This window comes from Ottowia cancrivicina (genome assembly GCF_029813755.1).
Classification (GTDB): Bacteria; Pseudomonadota; Gammaproteobacteria; order Burkholderiales; family Burkholderiaceae_C; genus Ottowia; species Ottowia massiliensis.
Genome location: NZ_JARVII010000008.1, coordinates 1 through 23,389, shown reverse-complemented (window position 1 = coordinate 23,389; position 23,389 = coordinate 1). Strand labels below are relative to the sequence as shown.

General features: G+C 62.6%; 22 protein-coding genes. 6 read left to right on the top strand and 16 right to left on the bottom strand.

The features are described from left to right. Positions 1-77: 77 nt before the first annotated feature. Positions 78-1,328, bottom strand: a complete 1,251-nt coding sequence (gene tyrS / locus QB898_RS05280) for a tyrosine--tRNA ligase (RefSeq protein ID WP_279524095.1) — start codon at positions 1,326-1,328, stop codon at positions 78-80. Between the two features lie 150 nt (positions 1,329-1,478). Here tyrS and QB898_RS05275 point away from each other — a divergent pair, with 150 nt between their 5' ends. Beyond that, positions 1,479-2,807, top strand: a complete 1,329-nt coding sequence (locus tag QB898_RS05275) for a M23 family metallopeptidase (RefSeq protein WP_279524094.1) — start codon at positions 1,479-1,481, stop codon at positions 2,805-2,807. A 67-nt stretch (positions 2,808-2,874) separates the two neighbouring features. On the opposite strand, the gene erpA is transcribed toward QB898_RS05275, so the two are convergent. The 4 genes from erpA to rplM all read right to left on the bottom strand — a co-directional run bounded on the left by erpA (position 2,875) and on the right by rplM (position 4,676). Then, positions 2,875-3,216, bottom strand: a complete 342-nt coding sequence (erpA, locus tag QB898_RS05270) for an iron-sulfur cluster insertion protein ErpA (RefSeq protein ID WP_102284480.1) — start codon at positions 3,214-3,216, stop codon at positions 2,875-2,877. A gap of 87 nt (positions 3,217-3,303) precedes the next feature. Beyond that, a complete protein-coding gene (locus QB898_RS05265; RefSeq protein WP_050715563.1) occupies positions 3,304-3,714 on the bottom strand; it encodes a bactofilin family protein in 411 nt (136 codons plus the stop codon). A gap of 128 nt (positions 3,715-3,842) precedes the next feature. Beyond that, positions 3,843-4,235, bottom strand: a complete 393-nt coding sequence (rpsI, locus tag QB898_RS05260) for a 30S ribosomal protein S9 (RefSeq protein WP_050715564.1) — start codon at positions 4,233-4,235, stop codon at positions 3,843-3,845. A 12-nt stretch (positions 4,236-4,247) separates the two neighbouring features. Then, the gene (rplM, locus tag QB898_RS05255) at positions 4,248-4,676 is read right to left on the bottom strand and encodes a 50S ribosomal protein L13 (protein ID WP_102283243.1); all 429 of its coding nucleotides are present in this window, start codon (positions 4,674-4,676) and stop codon (positions 4,248-4,250) included. Between the two features lie 196 nt (positions 4,677-4,872). On the opposite strand from rplM, the gene QB898_RS05250 reads away from it, so the two are divergent. Continuing rightward, positions 4,873-5,793, top strand: coding sequence for a 23S rRNA (adenine(2030)-N(6))-methyltransferase RlmJ (locus tag QB898_RS05250; RefSeq protein WP_279524093.1), 921 nt, complete (start codon positions 4,873-4,875; stop codon positions 5,791-5,793). A gap of 308 nt (positions 5,794-6,101) precedes the next feature. Here QB898_RS05250 and QB898_RS05245 read toward each other — a convergent pair whose 3' ends face one another. After that, a complete protein-coding gene (locus QB898_RS05245) occupies positions 6,102-6,509 on the bottom strand; it encodes a septal ring lytic transglycosylase RlpA family protein (RefSeq protein ID WP_102283242.1) in 408 nt (135 codons plus the stop codon). Between the two features lie 167 nt (positions 6,510-6,676). Here QB898_RS05245 and QB898_RS05240 point away from each other — a divergent pair, with 167 nt between their 5' ends. The 3 genes from QB898_RS05240 (at position 6,677) to QB898_RS05230 (ending at position 10,168) form a co-directional block, all read left to right on the top strand. After that, the gene (locus QB898_RS05240) at positions 6,677-7,615 is read left to right on the top strand and encodes a cation diffusion facilitator family transporter (protein WP_279524092.1); all 939 of its coding nucleotides are present in this window, start codon (positions 6,677-6,679) and stop codon (positions 7,613-7,615) included. Further along, positions 7,612-8,052 carry a D-aminoacyl-tRNA deacylase gene (gene dtd / locus QB898_RS05235; RefSeq protein WP_279524091.1) on the top strand — a complete coding sequence of 147 codons (441 nt, stop codon included), beginning with the start codon at positions 7,612-7,614 and terminating at the stop codon, positions 8,050-8,052. The genes QB898_RS05240 and dtd overlap by 4 nt, the downstream gene beginning before the upstream one ends. 199 nt (positions 8,053-8,251) lie before the next feature. Continuing rightward, complete coding sequence (locus QB898_RS05230; RefSeq protein ID WP_279524090.1) at positions 8,252-10,168, top strand: hypothetical protein; 1,917 nt, start codon at positions 8,252-8,254, stop codon at positions 10,166-10,168. 138 nt (positions 10,169-10,306) lie between these two features. On the opposite strand, the gene QB898_RS05225 is transcribed toward QB898_RS05230, so the two are convergent. The 5 genes from QB898_RS05225 to QB898_RS05205 all read right to left on the bottom strand — a co-directional run bounded on the left by QB898_RS05225 (position 10,307) and on the right by QB898_RS05205 (position 16,755). Continuing rightward, positions 10,307-11,827 (bottom strand): DASS family sodium-coupled anion symporter, encoded by a 1,521-nt coding sequence (locus QB898_RS05225; RefSeq protein ID WP_279524089.1) that lies wholly within the window; start codon positions 11,825-11,827, stop codon positions 10,307-10,309. Between the two features lie 465 nt (positions 11,828-12,292). Beyond that, complete coding sequence (ccsB, locus tag QB898_RS05220) at positions 12,293-13,669, bottom strand: c-type cytochrome biogenesis protein CcsB (protein ID WP_082203210.1); 1,377 nt, start codon at positions 13,667-13,669, stop codon at positions 12,293-12,295. Between the two features lie 2 nt (positions 13,670-13,671). Then, positions 13,672-15,843 carry a cytochrome c biogenesis protein ResB gene (locus QB898_RS05215; protein ID WP_279524088.1) on the bottom strand — a complete coding sequence of 724 codons (2,172 nt, stop codon included), beginning with the start codon at positions 15,841-15,843 and terminating at the stop codon, positions 13,672-13,674. Positions 15,844-15,854: 11 nt separating this feature from the next. Then, entirely contained in the window at positions 15,855-16,091 is a 237-nt protein-coding gene (locus QB898_RS05210) for a hypothetical protein (RefSeq protein WP_279524087.1), read from the bottom strand. Continuing rightward, positions 16,042-16,755, bottom strand: coding sequence for a c-type cytochrome (locus QB898_RS05205; RefSeq protein WP_279524086.1), 714 nt, complete (start codon positions 16,753-16,755; stop codon positions 16,042-16,044). The genes QB898_RS05210 and QB898_RS05205 overlap by 50 nt, the downstream gene beginning before the upstream one ends. Before the next feature lie 89 nt (positions 16,756-16,844). On the opposite strand from QB898_RS05205, the gene yihA reads away from it, so the two are divergent. Continuing rightward, a complete protein-coding gene (gene yihA / locus QB898_RS05200) occupies positions 16,845-17,537 on the top strand; it encodes a ribosome biogenesis GTP-binding protein YihA/YsxC (protein ID WP_050715570.1) in 693 nt (230 codons plus the stop codon). A 450-nt stretch (positions 17,538-17,987) separates the two neighbouring features. Here yihA and QB898_RS05195 read toward each other — a convergent pair whose 3' ends face one another. The 5 genes from QB898_RS05195 to QB898_RS05175 form a co-directional block, all read right to left on the bottom strand. Then, positions 17,988-18,965, bottom strand: a complete 978-nt coding sequence (locus QB898_RS05195; protein ID WP_279524085.1) for a beta-ketoacyl-ACP synthase III — start codon at positions 18,963-18,965, stop codon at positions 17,988-17,990. A gap of 44 nt (positions 18,966-19,009) precedes the next feature. Further along, positions 19,010-20,053, bottom strand: a complete 1,044-nt coding sequence (gene plsX / locus QB898_RS05190) for a phosphate acyltransferase PlsX (RefSeq protein WP_279524084.1) — start codon at positions 20,051-20,053, stop codon at positions 19,010-19,012. Then, the gene (locus QB898_RS05185; RefSeq protein WP_279524083.1) at positions 20,050-20,700 is read right to left on the bottom strand and encodes a DUF421 domain-containing protein; all 651 of its coding nucleotides are present in this window, start codon (positions 20,698-20,700) and stop codon (positions 20,050-20,052) included. The genes plsX and QB898_RS05185 overlap by 4 nt, the downstream gene beginning before the upstream one ends. Positions 20,701-20,801: 101 nt before the next feature. After that, the gene (locus QB898_RS05180) at positions 20,802-20,942 is read right to left on the bottom strand and encodes a hypothetical protein (protein WP_279524082.1); all 141 of its coding nucleotides are present in this window, start codon (positions 20,940-20,942) and stop codon (positions 20,802-20,804) included. 74 nt (positions 20,943-21,016) lie between these two features. Further along, positions 21,017-23,389, bottom strand: a 2,373-nt coding sequence (locus QB898_RS05175) for an SEL1-like repeat protein (protein WP_279524081.1), incomplete at its 5' end; no start/stop codon positions are given.

The following is a 23,389-nucleotide window of genomic DNA, read 5'->3' as shown; positions in this document are numbered from 1 at the left end:
ACGGCATTTCAGGCCCCTCATATTTGCTCCTGTTTTTGGTGTATTCAGGCCAGCAGGAGCAAGCCGCACATGGGTTTTCAGGCCAGGGTGACGCGGGCGAATTTGCGCTTGCCCACTTGCACCACGTAAGTGCCGGGGCGCAGCTTCAGGGCCTTGTCGCTGATGACGGCGCTGTCTACGCGCACGCCGCCGCCGTCTATCAGGCGGTTGGCTTCGCTGGTGGAAGGGGCCAGGCCCGATTGCTTGAGCACCAGGCCGATGCCCAGGCCCTCGCTGCCGGCGCTCAGCTGCACTTGCGCAATGTCGTCGGGCACGCCGCCTTTGCTGCGGTTGATGAAGTCTTGCTCGGCAGCGCTGGCCGCCTGGGCGCTGTGAAAGCGCGTGGTGATTTCGCGCGCAAGCATGACTTTGGCTTCTTTGGGGTTGCGGCCTGCGGCGACTTCGGCCTGGAGTTTTTCAATGCCGGCCAGGCTCTGGAAAGACAGCAGGGGGTACCAGCGCCACATGAGTTCGTCGCTGATGGACAGGACTTTGGCGAACATAGTGTTGGCGTCTTCGGTGATGCCGATGTAGTTGCCTTTGCTTTTGGACATTTTGTCCACGCCGTCCAGCCCCACGAGCAGGGGCATGGTGAGCGCGCATTGGGGTTCCTGCCCGTGTTCGATTTGCAGGTGGCGGCCCATGAGGAGGTTGAATTTCTGGTCGGTGCCGCCGAGTTCGAGGTCGCTTTTGAGGGCGACGGAGTCGTAGCCTTGCAGCAGGGGGTAGAGGAATTCGTGCAGGCTGATGGAGGCGCCGGAGTGAAAGCGCGCGTGAAAGTCGTTGCGCTCCATCATGCGGGCGACGGTGTATTGGGCCGCCAGCTGGATCATGCCGCGCGCGCCCAGCTGGTCGCACCACTCGCTGTTGTAGCGCAGCTCGGTTTTTTCAGGGCTGAGCACTTTGTAGGCCTGGGCGCGATAGGTTTCGGCGTTGGCGCGGATTTGTTCGGCGCTCAGCGGCGGGCGGGTGGTGTTGCGGCCGCTGGGGTCGCCAATGAGGGTGGTGAAGTCGCCAATGAGGAAGATGACGGTGTGGCCCAGGTCTTGCAGCTGGCGCAGCTTGTTGAGCACGACGGTGTGGCCCAGATGGATGTCGGGTGCGGTGGGGTCCAGGCCCAGTTTGATGCGCAGCGGCTGGCCGGTGGCTTCGGCGCGGGCGAGTTTTTGTTCCCAGTCGGCGGCGGGCAGCAGTTCATCGCAGCCGCGCAGGGTGATTTGCATGGCTTCGCGCACGCGGTCGGTGATGGGAAAGGGGCTTGAAGCGGCTTGCGCGGGAGGCTGTGTCATATGTAAAGCTGGGGAAAGGAAAGGCAAAGCGGGTTTTGCGTGCAAGGCGCATGGCTATACTCGCCCGCTTTGCCAAAAGCAAAGAAAACGACTCAAATTGTAGTGTGCAGGCTACAGTCTGCCGCTTCCCGCCTTGACCCGGATATCCCCGTGAAGCCTTCTGCCATTGTCTTGTTCATTGCTGGACTGATTCAGCGCAACCCGAAACGCACGACGGCGGCCATCACCGCCTTTTTAATGGGCGCTGGCACGTTTGCCATGGCCGCGCTGACGCCCGCCGAGCCGCCCAAACTGGTGCGGCTGGTGACGGAGCCTGTGCAGGCAGACGTGGCTGCGCAAGGCGGCGGCGCGCTGACGCTGTACCGCAATGGCAGCACGCGCAGCAGCGATACGCCGGAAGCGCTGCTGGCGCGCATGGGGGTGGTGGATGCCGAGGCGGCGCGTTTTCTGCGCGGCCATGCGGACGCGCACAACGCGCTGTTCAGCCGCACGGGGCGGCCCGTGGCAGTGCAGGCCGATGACGGGCAAAAGCTCCTTTCCTTGCGTACGCACTGGCTGGACAAGCCGGGAAGCCAGGAATTCAGGCGGCTGATCGTGGAAAAGACGGAAGCCGGCTTGACAGCCCGCGTGGAAACGGCGCCGCTGCAAGTGGGCCAGCGCGTGGCAAGCGGGGTCATCCGCTCGTCGCTCTTCGCGGCGGCCGATGAGGTCAATCTGCCTGACAGCGTGACGTATCAGCTGGCCGATATTTTTGGCTCGGTCATCAACTTCCACAAAGGCCTGCGCAAGGGGGACAGCTTTTCGGTGGTGTACGAGACGCTGGAAGCTGATGGCGAGCCGGTCCGCGCAGGCCGCGTGCTGAGCGCAGAGTTCGTCAATCGCGGCAAAGCGCATGAGGCGGTCTGGTTCCAGGAAAGCGGCAACCCCGGGCAAGGCGGCTACTTTGACTTTGCTGGTGAGAGCCTGCGGCGCGCCTATCTGACGGCTCCGCTGCCTGTGCTGCGCGTGACCAGCAAATTTGGCGAGCGCCATCATCCCATTTTGGGCTACACGCACAAGCACACGGGCGTGGATTACGCCGCGCCCACGGGCACGCCCGTGCGCACTATTGGCGACGGCACCGTGACGGTGGCCGGCGCGCAAAACGGTTATGGCAACGTGATTTACATCAGCCACCTCAACGGCAAGGATTCGACGGTGTACGCGCACCTTTCGCGCATTGACGTGAAGCCTGGGCAGAAGGTGTCGCAGGGCGATGTGATCGGTGCCGTGGGCGCCACGGGCCGCGCGACGGGGCCGCACCTGCATTTCGAGTTCCGCGTGGAAAACAAGCCCGTCAATCCGACAGTGGCGCTGGCCGAGCAAAGCGGCGCCGTGCTGGCTTCGGTGGCGAAAAAAGAAACATTTGCCCAGCTTTCTCTTGATATGCAGGCCCAGCTGGAATCAGCCAAACAAATGGCGGGCGCAGCTTTCGAGTGAATTCATTTCATGTTCCTGGAAAATAAAAAAGGGCGCTTTAAGAAGCGCCCTTTTTTATTTGTGGAATTTATTCTTCCGCCACGGAAAATGACGAGCCGCAGCCGCAAGTGGTTTCGGCATTTGGATTGCGGATAACGAATTGCGCGCCCTGCAAATCTTCCTTGTAGTCAATTTCAGCGCCGACCAGATATTGGAAGCTCATGGCGTCAATCAGCAGCGAAACGCCATTCTTGGTCATCGTCGTGTCGTCTTCATTGGCGATTTCGTCGAACGTGAAGCCATATTGAAAGCCGGAGCATCCGCCGCCCTGCACGAACACGCGCAGCTTCAAATCGGGGTTGCCTTCTTCGGCAATGAGATCGGCCACCTTGGCGGCGGCGCTATCGGTAAAGACGATGGGGTCCGGCATGGCCGGAGCGGCAGCTTGGGTTTCAGGGGCGGCATTCATGGGGTAACTCCTGTATTTATATTCAATGCGGAAATCGCGGGCAGTCTATCAAACCGCCTGATCTTCGCCTGTCAAAATGGTTTTTGCGGGCGTGGAAGGCGGCATCAGCTGCGGCTGCAATTGCCCTGAGATGACGGCGCCCGTTTGCATTTCAAGCGTGCGGTACTGGATGGCCTCGCTTTGCACATGGGCGCTGGCCTGGAGTTCCAGCGCTTCGAGCGCCTGCACATTGCCGATCACGGTGCCCGCGATCACGATGAAATCCGCGCGAATCGTGCCCTGCACCTGGCCCGTGGGGCCGATCACGATTTTGCTGACGCTCTGCTCCGATGCGGGCAGCACGTCACCCAGCACGGTGCCGTCGATCTGAAGGCCGTCTTCAAACGTGCACGGCCCCTGCACCTGCATGCCGGCGCCAATGGCGTTGCGCATCGGCGGGTGTTTTTTCTGGTTGAACATGAGCTTGCATCTCCTCTGAAGTGGGCGTGGCGGGGCCAAAGAAAAACCGTGCGGCCCTTGCGGGCGGCACGGCTTGCTTGTAGCACAGAAGGCAGCTTTGCCGCACCGTGCCAGCGTGAGCGCCAGAATCAGCGCTTGCTGAACTGCTTGCGGCGGCGGGCGGAGTGCAGGCCGACCTTCTTGCGTTCCACTTCGCGGGCGTCGCGGGTCACGTAGCCGGCTGCGGACAGCTGCGGCTTGAGGTTGGCGTCGTAATCAATCAGCGCACGGGTGATGCCGTGGCGCACTGCACCGGCCTGGCCGGATTCGCCGCCGCCGCGCACGTTCACCATCACGTCGAAGGTTTCCGTGTTTTCGGTCAGCACCAGCGGCTGCTTGCAGATCATGATGGAGGTCTGGCGGCCAAAGTATTCCTCGATGGACTTGCCATTGACCGTGATCTTGCCGGAGCCTTTTTTCAGAAACACGCGGGCCACGCTGGATTTGCGGCGGCCTGTGCCATTGTTCCATTCACCAATCATTGACGGCTCCTATCAGATTTCCAGCGTTTTGGGCTGCTGGGCGGTGTGCGGATGCTCTGCGCCGCCATACACCTTCAGCTTCTTGATCATGGCGTAGCCCAGTGGGCCTTTGGGCAGCATGCCCTTGACGGCCTTTTCCAGCGCGCGGCCGGGGTGCTTGGCCTGCATGTCGCGGAAGGTGGTCATGCGGATGCCGCCGGGGTAGCCGGTGTGGCGGTAATACTTTTTGCCCAGTTCCTTGTTGCCGGTCACGCGGAGCTTGGCGGCATTGACGACGATGATGAAGTCGCCGGTATCGACGTGAGGCGTGTAAATGGCTTTGTGCTTGCCGCGCAGACGGAGGGCAACTTCGCTGGCTACCCTGCCGAGCACCTTGTCGGTGGCGTCAATCACAAACCACTCATGCTTCACGTCAGCGGGTTTTGCGCTGAACGTTTTCATGGTTTTTTCCTTTTCGGGGAAAGTGAAGTGGCTGGCCCGCTCTTTTCCGCGGTCGGCATTCCTCTGGCGGGAATCTCTCAGGCGGCTGGCGCGCCGAAGCTGGCAAAAATGCCGGCAAAAGCGCGTTTTGTCGCGGAGCGGGCGGCGCTACAAAAAACCGGCGATTCTACACATGCGCTGCCATTACGATTGCCCCATGTTCAGTTACCGCCACGCCTTTCACGCCGGCAATCATGCCGACGCGCTCAAGCATCTGACTCTGATTGCCACGCTGCGGCATCTCATGGCCAAGTCCGCGCCGCTTTTGCTGGCGGACACCCATGCGGGCGCGGGCCTGTACCGGCTGGACAGCGAGGCCGCCCGCACTTCCGGCGAGGCCGCGCAAGGCGTGCTGGCCTTGCAGGCGCAGGCCAATGGGCAGGCTGATGGCGGCGCGCCCGCGCCCGAAGCCCTGCGCGACTATCTCGACATGGTCGCCAGCTTCAACGCGCCGGGCAAAAGCTGGCGCATCTACCCCGGATCGCCCTTCATCATGCAGCGCCTCATGGCGGCGCAAGAGCGCGCCGCCGTGCACGACCGCCTGCGCCTGTTCGAGCTGCATCCGTCTGATATTCACGCGCTGCAAGCCAATGTGGCCCAGTTGCAGGCGGGCCGCCAAATCACCATTCAGACCGAAGACGGCTTTGCCGCCCTGCCCGCCCTGCTGCCGCCGCCCGCAGCGGCTGGCGGTTCGCGCCGCGCGCTGGCGCTGATGGACCCCAGCTACGAAATCAAGACCGACTACGCCCGCGCGGCGGCCGCCATCCAGCAATGCCTGCAACGCTTTGCCACGGGCGTGTATCTCGTCTGGCACCCCATCATCGCCCGGCCTGAAGCGCACGGCCTGCCGCGCCGCCTCAAGACCCTGGCCAATCAGGCGCGGCGCGGCTGGCTTCACGCCACGCTGAACGTGGGCGCGGCCAAGGGGCAGGCGGGCCTGTCAGCCAGCGGCGTGTTCGTCATCAACCCGCCGCACACCTTGCCCGCCGCCCTGCGCGCGGCCCTGCCCGCCGTGCTGAATGCGCTCAAGCGTGGGGCCGGGCAGGGCTGGACGGTGGAGACGGGCGGGCTGAAATAAAAAAACCGTTCAAGGCGCGCTGCGGGCGTGGCAAAGGCCGTTTTGCGTTTGCCGCCCGTTTCGGCCCGCAGCTTCTCGCGGGCAGGCAGGGAAGCGGCAGCGCATTGAAAACAGGAGCAAATTCAAGCCGCCATAAATAGCGTTTGCGCCCGTTCCACTAAGACCTCATGCTATTGAAACAAGAGCTGAATTGGCGCGGGCCGGGCCAGTTCAGGGCCGGGGCGCGGTGGGCGCGGAAAGAGGGGGATGCGTTCCGGGGAGCGGCGGCGGCATGCGGGGCAGGCTTGCTGCCGCCGCTTTTCTGGCGCCTATTGCGCTTCGTGCAGCACGACGTGCCCGTGGCCGCTGCCTTCCAGCCCCAGATGGCGGGCGGCGGCGCGGCTTAAATCAATGATGCGGCTCTGGGAGAAGGGGCCCCGGTCGTTGATGCGCACCACCACCTGTTTGCCGTTGCGGGGGTTGCGCACCAGCACGCGGGTGCCGAAGGGCAGGGTCTTGTGGGCGGCGGTGAATGCGTGCATGTCAAAGCGCTCACCGCTGGCCGTGCGTCGGCCCTGGAAGTCTGCGCCGTACCAGGAGGCGCGGCCTTGCTCCAGCACGCGGCCGGATGCCTGCGAAGGCAGCGAGCCGTGGGCGCAGGCCGTTGTCAGCAGGGCCAGCCCCAGGCAGAAGGCGGTGCGGAGCCGGGCGGCGAGAGTCGGGCGGCGCGTGAACATGGGCGGCGATTTTAGAAAGCGCTTTGTCCATGCCGCCCAAGCCGCGCGGTAACGGGAAAAAGGCAGGCGCAAGCAGCCGTTTCAGCGGCTGTGGCCACAATCCGCATTCTTTGGCGCGCCTTGTCCGAGTGGTTTGCGCGCTGTTTTTCCGCTTTCCTCCTGTTTTCATGCCTGTTTCCGGAAACGCTTTTTTGCACTGGCTGACGCCGCGCCGCCTCATGGCCGCGTCCGCTGCCGTGGCTTGCGCGGCCATTGCGCTCAAGGCGCTGGCCTGGCAGCTCACCGGCTCCGTCGGGCTGCTGTCGGATGCGCTGGAGTCCGTCGTCAATCTGGCGGGGGCGGGCTTTGGCCTGCTCATGCTCACCGTGGCCAGCCGCCCTGCCGACGAGGGGCACCCTTATGGGCACTACAAGGCCGAGTACTTTGCCTCTGCGTTCGAGGGGCTGCTCATTTTGGCGGCCGCTGCGGCCATTGCCTGGGCGGCGCTGCCGCGCCTGGCGCAGCCCCAGCCGGTGGCGCTGGCGGGCTGGGGGCTGGCGCTGTCGGTGGGCAGCTCTGCGCTCAATGGCGCGCTGGCCTGGCTCATGCTGCGCGCCGCGCGCGTGCACCGCTCGCTGGCGTTGCAGGCCGATGCCCGCCATTTGCTGACGGATGTGTGGACTTCCGCCGGCGTGCTGGCGGGCGTGCTGCTTGCGCCGCTGACGGGCTGGCTGTGGCTGGACCCGCTCATGGCCCTGCTGGTGGCGCTGAACATCTTGCGCGAAGGCTTTGGCCTGCTGTGGCGATCGTCGCAAGGGCTGATGGATGAGGCCGTGCAGGCCGAAACCCTGGCGCAGATTCAGGCCGTGCTGGCGCGCTTTGCCGCCGATGGCGTGGCGCGCTTTGACCACGTGCGCACCCGCCAGGCCGGGCAGCGCCGCTTTGCCGATTTGCACATGCACCTGCCGCCTGAGTGGACGCTGACGCAAGCGGCCGCCTTGCGCGCCCAGGTGGCCGCCGCGCTGGCCGAAGGCGTGCCCGGCCTGTGCGCGCTCATCCAGATCCTGCCGCCCGAGCCGGACGAGACGGCAGCCAGCCCATCCTCTGAAGAAAGCCGCCTTCCATGAAAGCACTGATTCAGCGCGTGTCGCAGGCCGAGGTGTGCATTGCCGGCCAGGTGACGGGCCGCATTGGCGCGGGCCTGCTGGTTTTCATTTGCGCCGAGCCGCAAGACACCCCCGCCACGGGCGAGCGGCTGCTGGCCAAGATTCTCAAGCTGCGCATCTTTGCCGATGGGCAGGGCAAGATGAACCGCAGCGTGCAAGACGCTGCGGGCGGCCTGCTCATCGTCAGCCAGTTCACGCTGGCCGCCGACGCATCCGGCGGCAACCGCCCCAGCTTTGCGGGCGCCGCGCCGCCCGCCCTGGGCCGCGAGCTGTATGACGATTTCGTGGCCCGCGCCCGCGCCGCGCACCCCGAGGTGGCCACGGGCCAGTTCGGAGCCGACATGCAGGTGGCGCTGATCAACGACGGCCCCGTCACCATTGCGCTGCAAATGGGCTGAGAGCCTGTTCGGAGCCTGGCCGTGGGCTGGGGCACAGCCTTATTTCGCTCCTTTATCAATAGCAAGATGTCCTAGTGGAAAGTGCGCTGGATGGTATTTAGACCCTCTTGGATTTGCTCCTGTTTCTGAGGGCGCGCCAAACGGCCCCGCCTGTTCATTGCCCGTTCTTGTTCCCCCCACGTTTTTCCGGTTTTCTTCCATGAGCGCCACGCCCGCTTTCCGCAACGACCGCCCCATCAACGCCCTGTGCCTGGCGCTGGCCGCCGCCCTTTTTGCGGCGCTGGCGGCTTTTTCCGCTTGGCTGTGGCAGGCCGGGCGCGCGCCGCTTTTGCTGGCCCCGGCCCTGGGCGGGCTGCACAACTGCCTGGCGCTGGGGCCGCGCGGCGCGCCCGCTGACGCCGCCTGCACGGCGCCTGACGGCTCGGCCGCGCCGCGCATAGAGCGCGCCTTGCAGGCGCTGGGGCCGCGCGAGAGCGCCGATGGCCGCTTTCTGCTGGGCTACACGCTGGTGGTGCCGCTGCTCAATTTGTTCGAGCCGCACGCGCAGGCCGCCCCCGCGCCGGAAGGGCGCTGGGCCGTCAATGAAGAGGCGCTGCGGCGCATTGCGCGCACGATTGAAGGCGTGCCGCGCCCGGTGGTGCTGTATCTCTTTTCCACCCACTTTTCCGAAGAAGCGCCCATCGAGACCGCGCTGGCGCAAAACCCCGACAACATGGCCGCCACGCCCGCCGGCCCGCTGCCGCCGGACCGCTACATGGGCTGGCCGCTGTATCCGTGGAGCATTGCCCGCACCGACAACCCCATCACCCACCGGCGCGAGCAGGCCATCCGCGCGCTGGCGGACGCCCTGTGCCAGATGCCGCCTGCGGCGCGCGCGCGCATTGCGGGCATCAACCTGCTGGGCGAAGTGCATCACCTCTACCCCGATTTCGAGGCCGGCATGGGCGCGGGCAGCGACTATGTGATTACCGACTACAGCGCCGCTTCGCGCCAGGGCTTTTCGCGCTGGCTGGCGCGGCGCTTTGCGGGCGACATCGGGGCGCTGAACGCCTGGCTGGGCGGCGCGCCCTTTGCCTCGTTTGACGACGTGCAGCCGCCTTCGCGCGACATCCGCCGCCAGCCGCTGACGCACTACTGGCAGCATCTGGACGCCACCGCGCACGGCCTGCTGCCCGTCAGCGGCTGGGCGCACGCGGCCAGCGGCCCGGCCTGGGTGCGCGTGTATCTGAACGGGCGCTTTGCCGCCCGCGTGCCCGCGCGCTTCATGCGGCAAGACGTGGCGGCGGCCCGCCCCGATCTGGGCACGGCCCAGGTCGGCTGGCGCTATGACCTGCCTTTTGCCCGGCTGCCAGCGGGCCTGTACCGCATTGATCTGGCGCTGGAAGACGGCCCGCGCCTCATCCACATGGGAGCGCGCTACGTGGCCGTGATGGACCGCCAGCAGTCCACTCCCCGCCCCCAGCCCATGCAGGCGGCCCTGCCGCCCATGCAGCCAGCAGGCGGCTCCGGCGCGGCCTACTGGATTGATACGCCGCAAGACCACGCCGCCGTCTTCTACAACCCGCTGGCCGCCCTCTGGCACGCCTGGCGCGCCGAGCAGGTGGTGGCCTACCTGCGCCACTTTGACGCGCTGCTGGAGCGCACCTGCCTGGCCGGTGTGCCCCGCCGCACCCAGCAGATCTACCCCGCTGAAAAAGCGGGCTGGGACGGCACGCGCTTTGCCTCTGAAGCGTCGCTCAAGCCCTTTGGCCATGTGCAGCTGGGCATCAACCTCTACGGCGAAGCCACGCAGGACGACAGCTTTTTCGACTGGCTCGCCCGCTCGCGCCAGGGCCGCTACAGCGTCACCGAATTCCACCCCATGCACGCCATGAGCGCCGCCGAACTGCGCCGCGTGCTGCTGCGCCACCAGGCCCACGGCGCGCAAACGCTGTCTTTCTTTCTGCACCCGCCGGAGCCAGCCCGCCAGGCAGGGCAGGGCGCCCAGGCGGCGCAGCCCAATCCTTTCGCCTTCGACCCCGCCAACCCCCTGCACGGCTCGGATGCGCTCTACCGCGCCGTGCAGGGCGTGATGGGCAAGACGGGCAAGCCGGACCGCCCGCAGAACATGCCCTGACTGAGAGCCTGCCCAGAGCCTTGTTTCGCTATTTAAACCATAGCTAGAGGTCCTGGTGGAACGGGCGCAGAGGCCGTTTTTTGGCCTCTTGTATCAGCTCCTCTTTTTGATGCGCGGCGGAGTGGCTGGAGCCGGTTCTCACCAGTACCCCAGCGCCTTCCACCAAACGCCGCCGATGAGGGTGAAAACCAGCAGGTTCAGCACGCTCATGGCAAAGCCCGCCTTCCACCACTCGCCCAGCGTGGTGTAGCCCGAGCCGTAGATCACGGGCGAGGAGCCTGTGGCGTAGTGGGTCAGCGTCATCATCAGGCTGGAGGCGGCGGCCAACAGCAGGGCAAACAGCATGGGCGGCGCGCCCAGCGCAATGCCAGCGGCGTAAAACGCGCCCAGCATGGCCGTGATGTGCGCCGTGGTGCTGGCAAACATGTAGTGCGCGTACAAGTAGGCCAGCACCAGCAGGCTGGCCGCGCCCGCCCAGCCCAGGCCCAGATGGGAAATGCCGCCCTCCAGCATGTGGGAAAACCAGGCGATCAGGCCGAGCTTGTTCAGGAACGTGGCCATCATCACCAGCGCGGCGAACCAGGTGATGGTGTCCCACGCGCTTTTTTCCTTGAGCACGTCTTCCCAGCTCAGCACGCCGGTGAGCAGCAGCAGGCTCAGGCCGATGAAGGCCGTGGCCGTGGCGTCCACCGCCCAGGCCGGGCCGCCAATGTGGGCGGGCACGCCCGCCCACAGCGCCAGCAGCAGCGCGAAGATGGCGAGCATGATTTTTTCGCCCCGGTTCATCGGCCCCAGCTCGGCCAGGCGCTCCTTGGCAAAAGCGGCGGCGTTGGGCGTTTCCCTGATTTCGGGCGGGTAGAGCCAATACAGCGCCAGCGGCATCAGCAGCATGGCCGCCAGGCCCGGCAGCAGCATGGCCAGCGCCCACGTGCCCCAGCTGAGCTTGATGCTGGAATTCGTGGCCTTGGCCACGATGTCCACCACCAGCGGATTGGGCGCGGTGGCCGTGATGAACATGGCCGAGCTGATGGGGTTGCCGTGGTAATTGACCAGCGCCAGATAGCGGCCCATGCGCCCTTGCGTGCCTTTTTCGGGGTCGGAGTCGTAGCTGGCGGCAATGGCCTTCATCACCGGATGGATGATGCCGCCAGCGCGCGCGGTGTTGCTGGGCGTCACCGGCGCCAGCAGCAGCTCCGACAGCGCCAGGCTGTAGCCAATGCCCAGCGTCTTGCGGCCAAACAGTGCGATGAAAAAGTAGCCGATGCGCGCGCCCAGCCCCGTTTTCAGCAGCCCGCGCGAAATCATGATGGAAGCGCCAATCAGCCAGATCAGCGGATTGGCAAAGCTCGAAAGCGCATCCTTGATGGCGTTTTCAGGCACGTCCGCCGTCACCCCCGTCACGGCCACCAGCGTGATGGCCACCATCGACAGCGCGCCGATGGGCATGGCCTTGCAGATGATGGCGGCGATCACGCCCACGAACATCGCCAGCAGATGCCAGGCCCGGGGCGTCACGCCCTGCGGCACGGGAATGGCGAACGCGATCAGCAGCGCCAACGCCAGTGCAATGCCTGCTGGCAAAAGCTTGAAACCCAGCTTGTCTTTCGCCGGGTCTTGAGCCGGTTGCCGGACTGTTTTTTGGTCTGTTTTTTCTGCCATGTTGCAACTCTTTCATTGGTTGAAGGAGGAAATGGCGCGGGAAAGCGCCTTTCCCGCGCCGTATTGTGCGCATGGCCAAAGGGCGCGGCCGCAGCATGGATTCCGGCGCAGGCGGCGTTCGGAAAAGAAGGCTCCGGGCTGGAGCTGCCAGCGGCGGCGTGGCATGAAACGCAGCAGGCGCTTGCCCCAGGCAGGCGAGCCGGGCCGGGATGGCCAGAGCGTTATTTGCGCTTTGGAAAAAGGAGCGAATCAATAGCCTGAAAAACAGGCCCTGCGCCCATTCGACTAGGACATCGCGCTATTGATACAGGAGCGAATACGGGCTGCCTTTCCGCCCAATTGCAGCCCGGCAGCATCCCGGCAGCATCCCGGCAGCATCCCGGCAGCAGCCCGGCAGGATTCGCAAGGCCGCAAAGCGCCCGGATCTGCGCTTTGCGCACCTGCGCACAGGCGGCACACAGGCGCCTAAATCGAGCCGTAGCTGTGCAGGCTGGTGATGAACATGTTCACGCCGATGAAGGCGAAGGTGGTGATGGCCAGGCCCGCCAGCGCCCACCAGGCGGCCACAGTGCCGCGCAGGCCCTTGATCAGGCGCATGTGCAGCCAGCTGGCGTAGTTGAGCCAGACGATGAGCGCCCAGGTTTCCTTGGGGTCCCAGCTCCAGTAGCCGCCCCAGGCATCGGCTGCCCAGAAAGCGCCCAGCACGGTGGCAATGGTGAAGAAGGCAAAGCCCACGGCGATGGCCTTGTACATCACGTCATCGAGCACCTCGAAGGAAGGCAGCCGCTGGGCAATGCGCTTGCGGCCCAGCACGATGAGGCCGACGATGGCGGCGGCCACGATGGTGTAGCCCAGCCAGTAGCCGCCGCCTGCGCCTTCTGCGCGCTGGCGGAAGGCCAGGGGCACAAAGCACACGGCCATGCCCAGCAGCCACATGGACGCGATGCGATGCCGCTGCTGCTCGCCGGCCTGCTGCTTGATGAGATAGGCGAAAGCGACCATGGCCGCCAGCGCGAAGGTGCCGTAGCCGATGAAATTGGCGGGCACGTGCAGCTTCATCCACCAGCTTTGCAGGGCGGGGATGAGCGGCTGGATCTGGTGCGCTTCGCGCACGAGCGTGTACCACAGCAAAAAGCCCACGGCGGCGCTGACCACGAGCATGACGAACGCGCCCAGCGCGCGCGTGCGGTATTGCTCCTCGTAGTACAGGTAAAAAAGCGTGGTCATCCAGCAGAACATGATGAAAACTTCATACAGGTTGCTGACAGGGATGTGGCCGATGCCCGCGCCGATGTGGTGGCTTTCGTACCAGCGCACCAGCGTGCCGGTGAGCGCCAGCGCCACGGCGCCCCAGGCCAGCTTGCTGCCCAGGCTTTCAAGAGAAGCCGCTGGCTGCCGGATGAACATGCCGGCCCAGTAAAAGACGGTGCTCATGAAAAAGAGCACGCTCATCCAGAGAATGGCCGACTGGCTGGACAGCAGGAATTTGAGCCAGAAGACGGTTTCGGCGCGGCCCAGGTCGCCCCCGTAGCTGGCGATGGCCAGCAGCGCCAGGCCGCCGCAGACGAGCATGAGGTGGCGCAGGGGCCGCCAGAACCAGCCCAGCCAGATGACGATGGGCAGCGTGGCCAGGAGGATGGCGGTTTCGTAGCCGTCCATGGCCTGCCGGTAGCGCCACAGGGCAAAGCCCGCGCCAGCGGCGGCGATGGCGGCAAACAGCCAGTCGCCCCAGGTGCGGCGGGCGAAATAGCCCGCGTCCGGCGCGGGCGCGGCGGCCAGGGCGGCGTTTTCCGGCGGCGTGGCCGCAGGGGCGGCGGAGGGTGTGGCGGCGGCGGTGTTCATCGTCAGGAAAGCGTGGTTGTGGGCTGCATGGCACATGAGCTTGCCGGAAGTTGCAAAAGCCGCGCCTTGATTTGGGCAAATTCCCGGTCGGCGTCCAGCGTTTTGCGGTTGGATGAGAAGGCGGCCACGGCTTGTGCGCCCGGCCCGCTGGCAGCCGGAGCCAGCCAAATCCACAGGCGGCGGTCGCGCACGTAGAGCATGCCGAAGATGCCGGCAATCAGCAGCAGGCAGCCCAGATAGACCACGGCCTGGCCGGGCGCGCGCGCCACTTGCATGACGCTGGCCTGCACGTGGGTGAAGTCTTTGAGTTCGAGCGTGAAGGCGGCGGGGTAGAGGTTCACGTCAGACAGCGCGACAGCCGCGTGCTGCACCCAGGCGATGGCTTGCGGGTCGTCTTCAGGCAGGGGCTTTTGGCCGTGGACTTCGCGCACGGCCTGGTTCAGCTCGAACAGCACGCTGTTGAGCAGGCGCAGCAGGGCCTGGGCGGCGGTTTCACGCTCGGCAGGCGGCACGGCTTCTTCCACGAAATCGGCGATGGCTTGCAGCCCGCCAGGCTTGCGGCCCCGGATGGCGTCCACGCCCGCAAACAGCCCCAGCATGCGGCGGGCGGAGAGGGTGAGCTGCCCGGCCAGGCTGGTGCGCCCGCCTTCCAGATTGCGCGCCACGTAGCGGGCCACGGCGGCTTCGCGCTGGCGGGCGTCTTGCAAGGCGGCGCGCAGGCGCGCAAAGCCTTGCAGCGACTGGTTTTCGTCGGCCGGAATGCGCAAATAGCGCATGGAGTCGCTGGCCGACAGGCGCACGCCCAGCAAAAAGACGCTGGGGCCGCCATCGCCCATGTCGATGGGCAGCATGTAGTTTTTGTATTCGCGGGCCTGCCCGGCGGCGTCGCGCAGGCGGTAGCTGAAGCTGGGGCCGACGTTGCGCAAATGGCGCTGCGTGACGGTTTTGTCAGCCGCGCCCAGGCGCTGCTCGATGGCGTGGGCCAGGCCGCGATCCGGCCCGGCGGGTGCAGCCATGCCGGGCTGCTCTTGCGCCACGTCTTCCACGTTCATGACGCGCAGCTCGCCCAGCTCCAGCGTCAGGCTTTCGCCCTGCACGTTCAGCGGCAGGCTGTCGCCCACGGCGCCTTGCAGCTCGGCTGGCGCGATGTCCGCTGCGCCCAGCGGAACCAGGGCCAGCTTCAGGCGCGAGCCGCCGTCGTCAAAACTGCTTTGGTAGATGCTGATGCCTTTGTGCTTGACGGGGTGGTTCACTTCCACGCGGGCCTCGCGCCTGCCGCCGCCTTCCTTGTCGTGAATCACGATGTCGCTGGCAAACAGGCGCGGCATGCCCGTGTCGTAATACTCAATGGTGAATTTCTTGAGTTCAATGGCAAATGGCAGCTCCTGCAAGAGCACGCCATCCGGCTGCGCCAGCACCACGGTGTCCGATGCTGTGCCTTCGGCGACCACCAGATTGCCCCGGAAAGCCGGGTTGGCGGGCGAGAGCCGGTGCTGCGGCCCCACTTGCGACACCAGCCCGCCGCCCGTATAGACCGACTTGCCGCCCAGCCAGGTTTGCGCGCGGATGAACAAGTCGCCATCCAGCAGCCCGCCCAGGCACACCAGCACGATGGCGCTGTGCGCGGCGATGTAGCCGAGCTTGTTGGCCGCCCCGGCCTTGGCCGCCACCATCCAGCCGTCGCCTTCGGGCGTTTCGCGTTTTTGCAGCCGCACGCGCCAGCCGCTGGCCGCCAGCGCCTGGCGGATGCGCTGCGCCTCCTGGGCGGGCGCGGCGGGCAGCGCGGCTTCGGCCTTGTAATGGAAGGCGCGCAGGCTTTGCACGCGGATGTCTTCCTTGAACGCTTTCAGATCGGCCAGCATCTTGGGCGCGTGCCGCGCGATGCACAGGCTAGTGCTGACCACCAGAAAAGCCAGAATCAGCAGAAACCACCAGGCGCTGTAGACCGCATTGAGCTTCAGCGCCATGAACAGCCCCGCCCAGAACGGCCCGAACTTGCTCACATAGCCAGCCATCGAGTCGTGCTGCTGAATCACGGTGCCAATGACCGAGGCAATGCAGATGACCGTGAGCAGCGCAATGGCAAAGCGCATGGACGACAGCAGCTCCGCCGCCTGCCGCAAGGCGGGCCAGCCGCGCCGAGTGGCAGGGCCTTCTGTGCTGGAAGTGCTCATGCGGGTGGTTTTCAGGGCAGAAAGGAAAAAGGCGGCAGCGAAAAGCTGCGCTCGGGAGCGGCGATTGTTGCCCGTTCGCCTTGGCCCGGCGGCTTGCTGCGTTTTTCTTTTTGTGCAGGCAAAAACGCGCCGCCAGCTTGCGGGTGCAAACTGGCGGCGCGCTCGTTGGCAAAAATCGCTGGTAAGACGGCCCGGCGCTTAATGCAGGCCGGCGATGTATTCGGCCACCGCCTTGATTTCGCGGTCATTCATCTTGCCCGCAATGTCGGCCATGGACTGGTTGTTCTTGCGCGTGCCGTCGCGGAACTGGTTCAGCTGCGCGATCGTGTAGTCGGAAAACTGGCCTGCCAGGCGCGGGTATTGCGCCGGAATGCCCGCGCCGTTGGGGCTGTGGCAGCCAGCGCAAGCGGGTATCTTGCGGTCGGCCACGCCGCCACGGTAAATGCGCTCGCCCAGCTGCGCCAGCTCCTTGTCGGCAGCGGCGCCTTGCGCGGGTTTTTGCGCCAGCAGCCAGGCGGCGATGTTGTGAATGTCTTCTTCCGAAACGGCCTGTGCCATGCCTTCCATCACGGCGTTTTCGCGCGCGCCGCTGCGAAATTCCATCATTTGCTTGATGAAATAGTCGGGGTGCTGGTGCGCCAGCCGGGGCTGCGTGGGAATGTCAGCCACGCCAGCGCCGCCTTCGCCGTGGCAGGCTAGGCAGATGCCTGAATAAGACGCCTCGCCTTGCGCCAAATCAATCTTTTGCGGCGAAGCAGCAGGAGCGGCGGCAGCGGGAGCCTGTTCGGCAGGCGCAGCGGGCGCTTCGGTGGCGGGCGCTTGCTCGGCGGGCGCCTCGGCAGCAGTCCCTTCGGCAGCGTGCGCGCAAGCCGCAATCAAGGCGGCTGCGAGGAAGAAGGCGGGCGACTTCATGTGGGTATCGTCTTGATGGTTATGGAAAAAACTACACCAGGCCGGGAATGCCCTGATACAGATGCGGCGAATTCTACAATGCCCGCCTCATGCCGCTTACCCCCTCTTACACGCGCGAGAAAAACCCTCTTGACACTGCCAGCGCCCTTGCGCTTGGCTGGCTGCACACGGCGCGTTTTCTCACCACGGCCGCCCAGCTGCACCAGCTGCCCGCGCTGCAAGTGCCTGAAATCGCCTTCGTGGGCCGCTCCAACGCGGGCAAATCCACGGCCATCAATACGCTGACGCAGCAAAACCGCCTGGCCTTCGCTTCCAAAACGCCGGGGCGCACCCAGCACATCAATCTGTTCGCCCTGGGCCGCCGTGGTCAAACCGATGCCGTGCTGGCCGATTTGCCCGGCTATGGCTATGCCGCCGTGCCGCAGGCCGACAAGCTGCGCTGGCAGCAAGTCATGGTCAATTACCTGCTCACGCGCGCCAATCTGGCGGCGGTGGTCATGCTTTGCGATCCGCGCCACGGCATCAAGGAACTGGACGAGGCGCTGCTGGAGGTCATTCGCCCGCGCGTGGAGCAGGGCCTGCCTTTTCTGGTGCTGCTGACCAAGGCCGACAAGCTCAACCGCAGCGAGCAGGCCAAGGCGCTGTCCATCGCCCGCCTGCAAGCGGGCGGCGGCGATGTGATGCTTTTTTCTGCCCTCAAGCGCCAGGGCGTGGCCGAAGCCGCCTGCTGGCTGCGCGCGCGGGTGGAGCAAGCTGGCGGGCCAGAACAGGCTTTGGCCTGAGAGCAGGTTTTGAGGGGCTTGTCATCTGCTCACGGCCCGCTCATGAGGCGGACGAAGCGGGAGCAGCAGTCTGGGCGGCGCAGGCGCGGCTGATGAATGGAGCTGCGCCAGGCAAGGCGGTGTCTCCAATCGAATTCTGCTTGCCAGAAATATCGAAAACAGGAGCGAATTCAAGAGGGGTAAAACACCCTATCGCGCAGATTCCACTAGGACGTCATGCTATTGATAGAGGAGCAAATCAGCGCGATGAAAAAAGTGGCGCAGTGGCGCCGCACATTCGGCGCTGCGCGCCTGGCCTTGCGCGTTTGCCGTTCAGTTCCGCTCACCGGGCTGCCTGGCCGCCTGCGGCGCGCCCGCTTCAGCCCGCTTTTTTTGCGCCCACGGGCCGCTCCGCCCGGGTGAAATCGGTGTTGGCCGCCGCGCCTTCCGAAAACGGCGGCTGGCCGCAGACTACAGGGTCAGCAGCACGGAACCCCAGGTAAAGCCGCCGCCCACGCCTTCGAGCAGGGCGGTTTGGCCGGGGCGGACTTGGCCGCTGCGCACGGCGTGGTCCAGCGCCAGCGGAATGGAAGCGGCGGAGGTGTTGCCGTGCTCTTGCAGGGTGACGATGATTTTTTCGGGCGGCAGGCCGAGCTTTCTGGCCGTGCCTTGCATGATGCGCAAATTGGCCTGGTGGGGAATGAGCCAGTCCACGTCAGCGGCGGTTTTGCCGGCTTTTTCCAGCACGGCACGGGCGGTTTTGTCGAGCAGGCTGACGGCGAGCTTGAAAACGGCCTGCCCGTCCATGTGCAGCAGGGGCGTGCCCAGCGCGTGGCCGCCGCTGACGTGGCCGGGCACGCAAAGGATGTCCACATGCCTGCCGTCGGCGTGCAAGTCGGTGGCGAGGATGCCGGGGGTGTCGCTGGCTTCAAGCACCACGGCGCCCGCGCCGTCGCCAAAGAGCACGCAGGTGGTGCGGTCGTTGAAGTCGAGGATGCGGCTGAACACTTCCGCGCCAATGACCAGGGCGCGCTGCGCGCCGCCAGCGCGGATCATGGCGTCGGCCACGGTGAGGGCGTAGATGAAGCCGCTGCACACGGCCTGCACGTCGAAGGCGGGGCTGCCCGCAATGCCCAGCTGGCGCTGCACGATGGCGGCGGTGGCGGGAAACACCATGTCGGGCGTGGAGGTGGCGACGATGAGCAGATCAATGTCTTGCGGCTGCGCGCCTGCGGCTTGCATGGCCGCTTGCGCGGCGGGCACGGCCAGCTGGCTGGCGGGGGTTGCAGGGTCGGCAAAGTGGCGGGCGCGGATGCCGGTGCGCTCGGTGATCCAGGCGTCGGAGGTTTCAATGCCGCGCGCGGCCAGCTCGGCCGCCAATTCGTCGTTGGAGACGCGGCGCGCGGGCAGAAAGCTGCCTGTGCCGGTGATGCGGGTGTAGCGTGTCATGAAAAATGTCTCCAAAAAACACGCCGCCCAAGAGGGCGGCGTTTTCAGTTTGTCGTGGTGACGGCCGGCTGGGGGGCGGCGCAGGCCAGCAGCGGCGCGGCGCGCGTGATGCGCTCCTGCACGCGGCCCAGCAGTCCGTGGCGGGCCGCATCATACGCGCGGGTCATGGCGCAGCAGAACGCGAATTCATCAGCGCCGCCGTGGCTCTTGAAGACCAGGCCGCGCAGCCCCAGCAGGGCCGCACCGTTGTGGCGGCGCGGGTCGATGCGCTTTTTCAGCGCGCCCAGCACGGGCATGGCCGCCAGCGCGGCCAGCTTGGTGAGCAGGTTGCGCGAGAACTCTTCGCGCAGAAAGCCCGCAATCATGCTGGCCAGCCCTTCGGTGGTTTTCAGCGCCACGTTGCCCACGAAGCCGTCGCATACCACGATGTCGGTGGTGCCCTTGAAGGTGTCGTTGCCCTCCACGTTGCCGTAAAAGTTGATCACGCCGGTTTGCGCGGCCTGGCGCAGCAGCTCGCCAGCGCGCTTGATTTCTTCGCTGCCCTTGATGGCTTCTTCGCCGATGTTGAGCAGGCCCACGAGCGGGTCGGGCTTGCCGTTCAGGGCCGAAACCAGGGCCGATCCCAGCACGGCAAATTGCAGCAGGTGCTCGGCGGTGCAGTCCACGTTGGCGCCCAGATCGAGCATGGTGGTGGCGCCGCCCTTGCTGTTGGGCATGGGGTAGGCGATGGCGGGGCGGTCAATGCCTTCAGCGGTTTTCAGCACGTAGCGGGCAATGGCCATGAGTGCGCCCGTGTTGCCGGCGGACAGGGCCACGTCGGCCTGGCCGCCTTTCACCTGCTCAATGGCCACGCGCATGGACGAGTCTTTCTTGCGCCGCAGGGCTACTTCCACAGGGTCGTCCATGCTCACGATTTCGCTGGCGGGCACCACGCGCGCACGGGGATGCGCAAAACCCGCCAGCGCCTCGGGCTGCCCCACCAGCAGCAGGCTGGCGTCGTCATGCTGCTTCAGAAACTGGCGGCAGGCCGGCAGCGTGACTTGCGTGCCGTGGTCGCCGCCCATGCAATCAATGGCCAGAATGGTCATATGTGTAAGCCTTGATTCGGGAGAGAACTTGTTACTGTAATCTTTCCGTTGTCGTATTCCGCAAGAAATACCGTGCCAACGTTCGTTATTCCCTGAGTTTTCAATTCAGCCAGCAGCCAATTTTCATCTTTATCAATCATTTCCAGTGTGGCCGGCTGAATGCTGCCGTCGGTAATCAACGGATATTTCGGATTTTCCTCGCCAAAAGATGTGACGATGAGCTGCCCGTCCTGCTCAAGAATGGCCTGCTTGACATCTTTGACCGCATAAATGCCCTGCATGCGCAGCTTGAAGGACAAATCATTTGCCGAGATGCCTGCTTTGCGCGCCGCGTCCACATCGATTTTGCCGCGTGAAATCAACATGACAGGTTGCCCGTCCACCCATCTCTTGACCAAATTATTATGTTTTTTCAGCCAGCGCAGCGATAAAACCGCCGCAAACCAAATGGCCAAAATCAGCATGAATACAGGGATAGAAATATCAGTGTTGTAGATGACCCCGCCGACAATACCGCCAAGCACATAGTTCTGCACCTGGTCGCTGGCCGAAGCGGGCGCGAGGTTGCCCTTTCCGGTCAAATTAATCACCAGCACAAGCGCCAATAGGCCCAAGATGAGTTTGACTGCAACGATTATGTAAAACATCAGCACATGACTCTTTAAAATAGCATTTTTGGCGGGCGCGGTTCAGGTTGGATCTGCACTTGCGTCCCCATGAATTGCCAGCAGAATTGTACCTAAAAATATTAATGCACCTCTTCCCAATTCGTTCCCACACCAGCTTCAGCCACCAGCGGCACTTTCAATATCCCTGCATCCACCCTCGCCATCATCTGCGGCAGTTTTTCCTTTACCCAATCCAGTTCGGCTTCGGGTAGTTCCAGCACCAGTTTGGCAGGCCGGATTCTCGAATCCGGCGGCTTTGAGATGGCAGCGGCTTAAATATCCGGCCTGCTGCTGGCTAATCCTTCTTGATCGGCGGATTGGCATTAATTGGCAACGACGAGCGGGAAACTTTAACATTTGGGTAATGCTTTCGCATCAAATGCTGAAACGCTTCCGCCTTGCGTCCTTTCCCGCTCTTTTCGTAATTCGTCCCCAAAATCACTTCATCCACAATATCGCGTGCATTAGCATAAGGTATATAGATAGATTGCGTAGTTTCGCAATATTCGATTTTGTCCGAACCGATTTGTTCAATTTTCAATAGGCGAAACTCTTCTTCATCGCGAAATGCAAAATCTTTGAATAGATAGCGGATATATTCCAAAGCTTTTCTGTTTTCATTATTGATATTGGTTTTTTTCTTGAAAAATTTAATTAACTGCTTCAATGCTTTTTCAAGCTCACTGATGCGAAAGTCATACCAACTTGAATTTTTCCCTACAGGCTCTAATTGAATACCGAATTTTTTATCATCCTCACTCGGCAACCATATTCTGCATTTATCTTCAGCAAGATATTCATCTTTGTAAGCGATATAAGCTACTTGATAAAGTGGTAGGTTTGCATCTTCCAAATCTGCATCAGATATATCTGCTTCTACCGGCTGTTCCCTCAAATATTCATCCCCTTTTTTTGCCATGCTACGGAATGAGACGGAAACATCGGGCTCTTTCAACCAATTCCCATTTTTATTAAATACCAAACAACAGCCCGATGCCTCAACACCATTTTCTTTGCCATACAGGCGGAACTGGTTCAAATCGTTTACGCGGCTGGAAAAACAGGCAAAAAAAGCATTATAGTCAGGGCAATCGACTTTGTTTTCCAATTCCAAATCCTGCAGGTTTAGTAACTCCAATAATCCCTCTCCTTCTGTTGGATCGTTCATATAGGTGGAGCTGCTGATTCTCATTGGACTGGCCTGCTGCTTGTCAACTGGATCCTTTTCTTTATTATTAACACCATTTTTATCATGGACAATGCCAAATAATTTCTCGCATACGGAAGGTGAAGTGTAATGGGCAAGTGGAGTTGAGTCCAATTCAATGGGTGAAATATTTAAAATCGCTAAAATGGCGGAAATAGCGCTTGTCAAATTTTCTTTGTTATCCTTAAATAGTTTTTTGTATTTCCTTTTTTTCCATTCAAAATATATCCCCCATTTTTTTAGAGTTAATTGTGATAAGTGCTTAAGAAATTCTGACCGTTTTTGAAAAAATTTATTGTCCTGCTCAAATAACTCAGCTGCTGCTTCTAACTCAGCTGCTGCTTCTTTTTCTGCCTTCATGGCCTGTTTGAAATAACAACGGCCTAGCAAAAATTGGGCATTGTCTTGTTGCCGGAGACGGCCTTGTTCGTCTGTCAGCTTTTCGATAAGTTGTAATTGAGATTTGTAATATTTAACTGCCCGTCCAAATAACCGTTCCACATCCTTTCCTTTGGCTTTCATCGCTTGCTCAAAATGGCAACGGCCTAGCCAATGTTGGGCATAAATCTGTTTCTGAATACTGTTTTCGCCCTCCAGCTGTTTGGCAAGACGCAATCGCTCTAGGTTGTGTTCAACGGCCTGCTCAAACAACTTCTTAGAAGTCTCTTCTTTGGCTTTTATCGCCTGCTCAAAATAGCAGCGGCCTAGAGAAGATTGGGCATTGTTTTGTTCTTGAATGTTGTTTTGTTTGTCTTTCAGCTGTTTAGCAAGCCTCAATTGCTGTTGGTGGTGTTCAATTGCCAGTCCAAATAACTGTTCCGCATCCTTTCCTTTGGCTTTCTTGGCCTGCTCAAAATAGCAGTGGCCTAAAAAAAATTGGGCGTTGATTTGTTCCTGAATACCGTTTTCGTCCACCAGCTGTTTAGCAAGCCTCAATTGCTGCTGGTGGTGTTCAACGGCCTGTCCAAACAACTGTTCAGAAGCCGTTCCTTCAGCTTTCATCGCCTGCTCAAAATAGCAGCGGCCTAAAGAAAATTGGGCATTGATTTGTTTTTGAATGTTGTTTTGTTTGTCTTCCAGCTGTTTGGCAAGACGCAATCGCTCTAGGTTGTGTTCAACGGCCTGTCCAAACAACTGTTCAGAAGCCTCTCCTTCAGCTTTCATCGCCTGCTCGAAATAGCAGCGGCCTAAAGAAAATTGGGCATTGATTTGTTTTTGAATGTTGTTTTGTTTGTCTTCCAGCTGTTTAGCAAGCCTCAATTGCTGCTGGTGGTGTTCAACGGCCTGTCCAAACAACTGTTCAGAAGCCTCTCCTTCAGCTTTCATCGCCTGCTCAAAATAGCAGTGGCCTAAAGAAAATTGGGCGTTGATTTGTTCCTGAATACCGTTTTCGTCCTCCAGCTGTTTAGCAAGCCTCAATTGCTGCTGGTGGTGTTTAACGGCCTGTCCAAACAACTGTTC

Coding starts and splice junctions, on each gene's coding strand:
- QB898_RS05265 (WP_050715563.1), bottom strand. CDS start 3,714: ATGTTCAACCAGAAAAAACACCCGCCGATGCGCAACGCCATTGGCGCC.
- ccsB (WP_082203210.1), bottom strand. CDS start 13,669: ATGAACACCGCCGCCGCCACACCCTCCGCCGCCCCTGCGGCCACGCCG.
- QB898_RS05205 (WP_279524086.1), bottom strand. CDS start 16,755: ATGAAGTCGCCCGCCTTCTTCCTCGCAGCCGCCTTGATTGCGGCTTGC.
- QB898_RS05240 (WP_279524092.1), top strand. CDS start 6,677: ATGCCTGTTTCCGGAAACGCTTTTTTGCACTGGCTGACGCCGCGCCGC.
- tyrS (WP_279524095.1), bottom strand. CDS start 1,328: ATGACACAGCCTCCCGCGCAAGCCGCTTCAAGCCCCTTTCCCATCACC.
- QB898_RS05210 (WP_279524087.1), bottom strand. CDS start 16,091: ATGACCGCGAAATCAAGGCGGTGGCCGAATACATCGCCGGCCTGCATT.
- QB898_RS05185 (WP_279524083.1), bottom strand. CDS start 20,700: ATGTTTTACATAATCGTTGCAGTCAAACTCATCTTGGGCCTATTGGCG.
- QB898_RS05195 (WP_279524085.1), bottom strand. CDS start 18,965: ATGACACGCTACACCCGCATCACCGGCACAGGCAGCTTTCTGCCCGCG.
- dtd (WP_279524091.1), top strand. CDS start 7,612: ATGAAAGCACTGATTCAGCGCGTGTCGCAGGCCGAGGTGTGCATTGCC.
- QB898_RS05225 (WP_279524089.1), bottom strand. CDS start 11,827: ATGGCAGAAAAAACAGACCAAAAAACAGTCCGGCAACCGGCTCAAGAC.
- yihA (WP_050715570.1), top strand. CDS start 16,845: ATGCCGCTTACCCCCTCTTACACGCGCGAGAAAAACCCTCTTGACACT.
- QB898_RS05230 (WP_279524090.1), top strand. CDS start 8,252: ATGAGCGCCACGCCCGCTTTCCGCAACGACCGCCCCATCAACGCCCTG.
- plsX (WP_279524084.1), bottom strand. CDS start 20,053: ATGACCATTCTGGCCATTGATTGCATGGGCGGCGACCACGGCACGCAA.
- QB898_RS05250 (WP_279524093.1), top strand. CDS start 4,873: ATGTTCAGTTACCGCCACGCCTTTCACGCCGGCAATCATGCCGACGCG.
- rpsI (WP_050715564.1), bottom strand. CDS start 4,235: ATGATTGGTGAATGGAACAATGGCACAGGCCGCCGCAAATCCAGCGTG.
- QB898_RS05245 (WP_102283242.1), bottom strand. CDS start 6,509: ATGTTCACGCGCCGCCCGACTCTCGCCGCCCGGCTCCGCACCGCCTTC.
- erpA (WP_102284480.1), bottom strand. CDS start 3,216: ATGCCGGACCCCATCGTCTTTACCGATAGCGCCGCCGCCAAGGTGGCC.
- QB898_RS05215 (WP_279524088.1), bottom strand. CDS start 15,843: ATGAGCACTTCCAGCACAGAAGGCCCTGCCACTCGGCGCGGCTGGCCC.
- rplM (WP_102283243.1), bottom strand. CDS start 4,676: ATGAAAACGTTCAGCGCAAAACCCGCTGACGTGAAGCATGAGTGGTTT.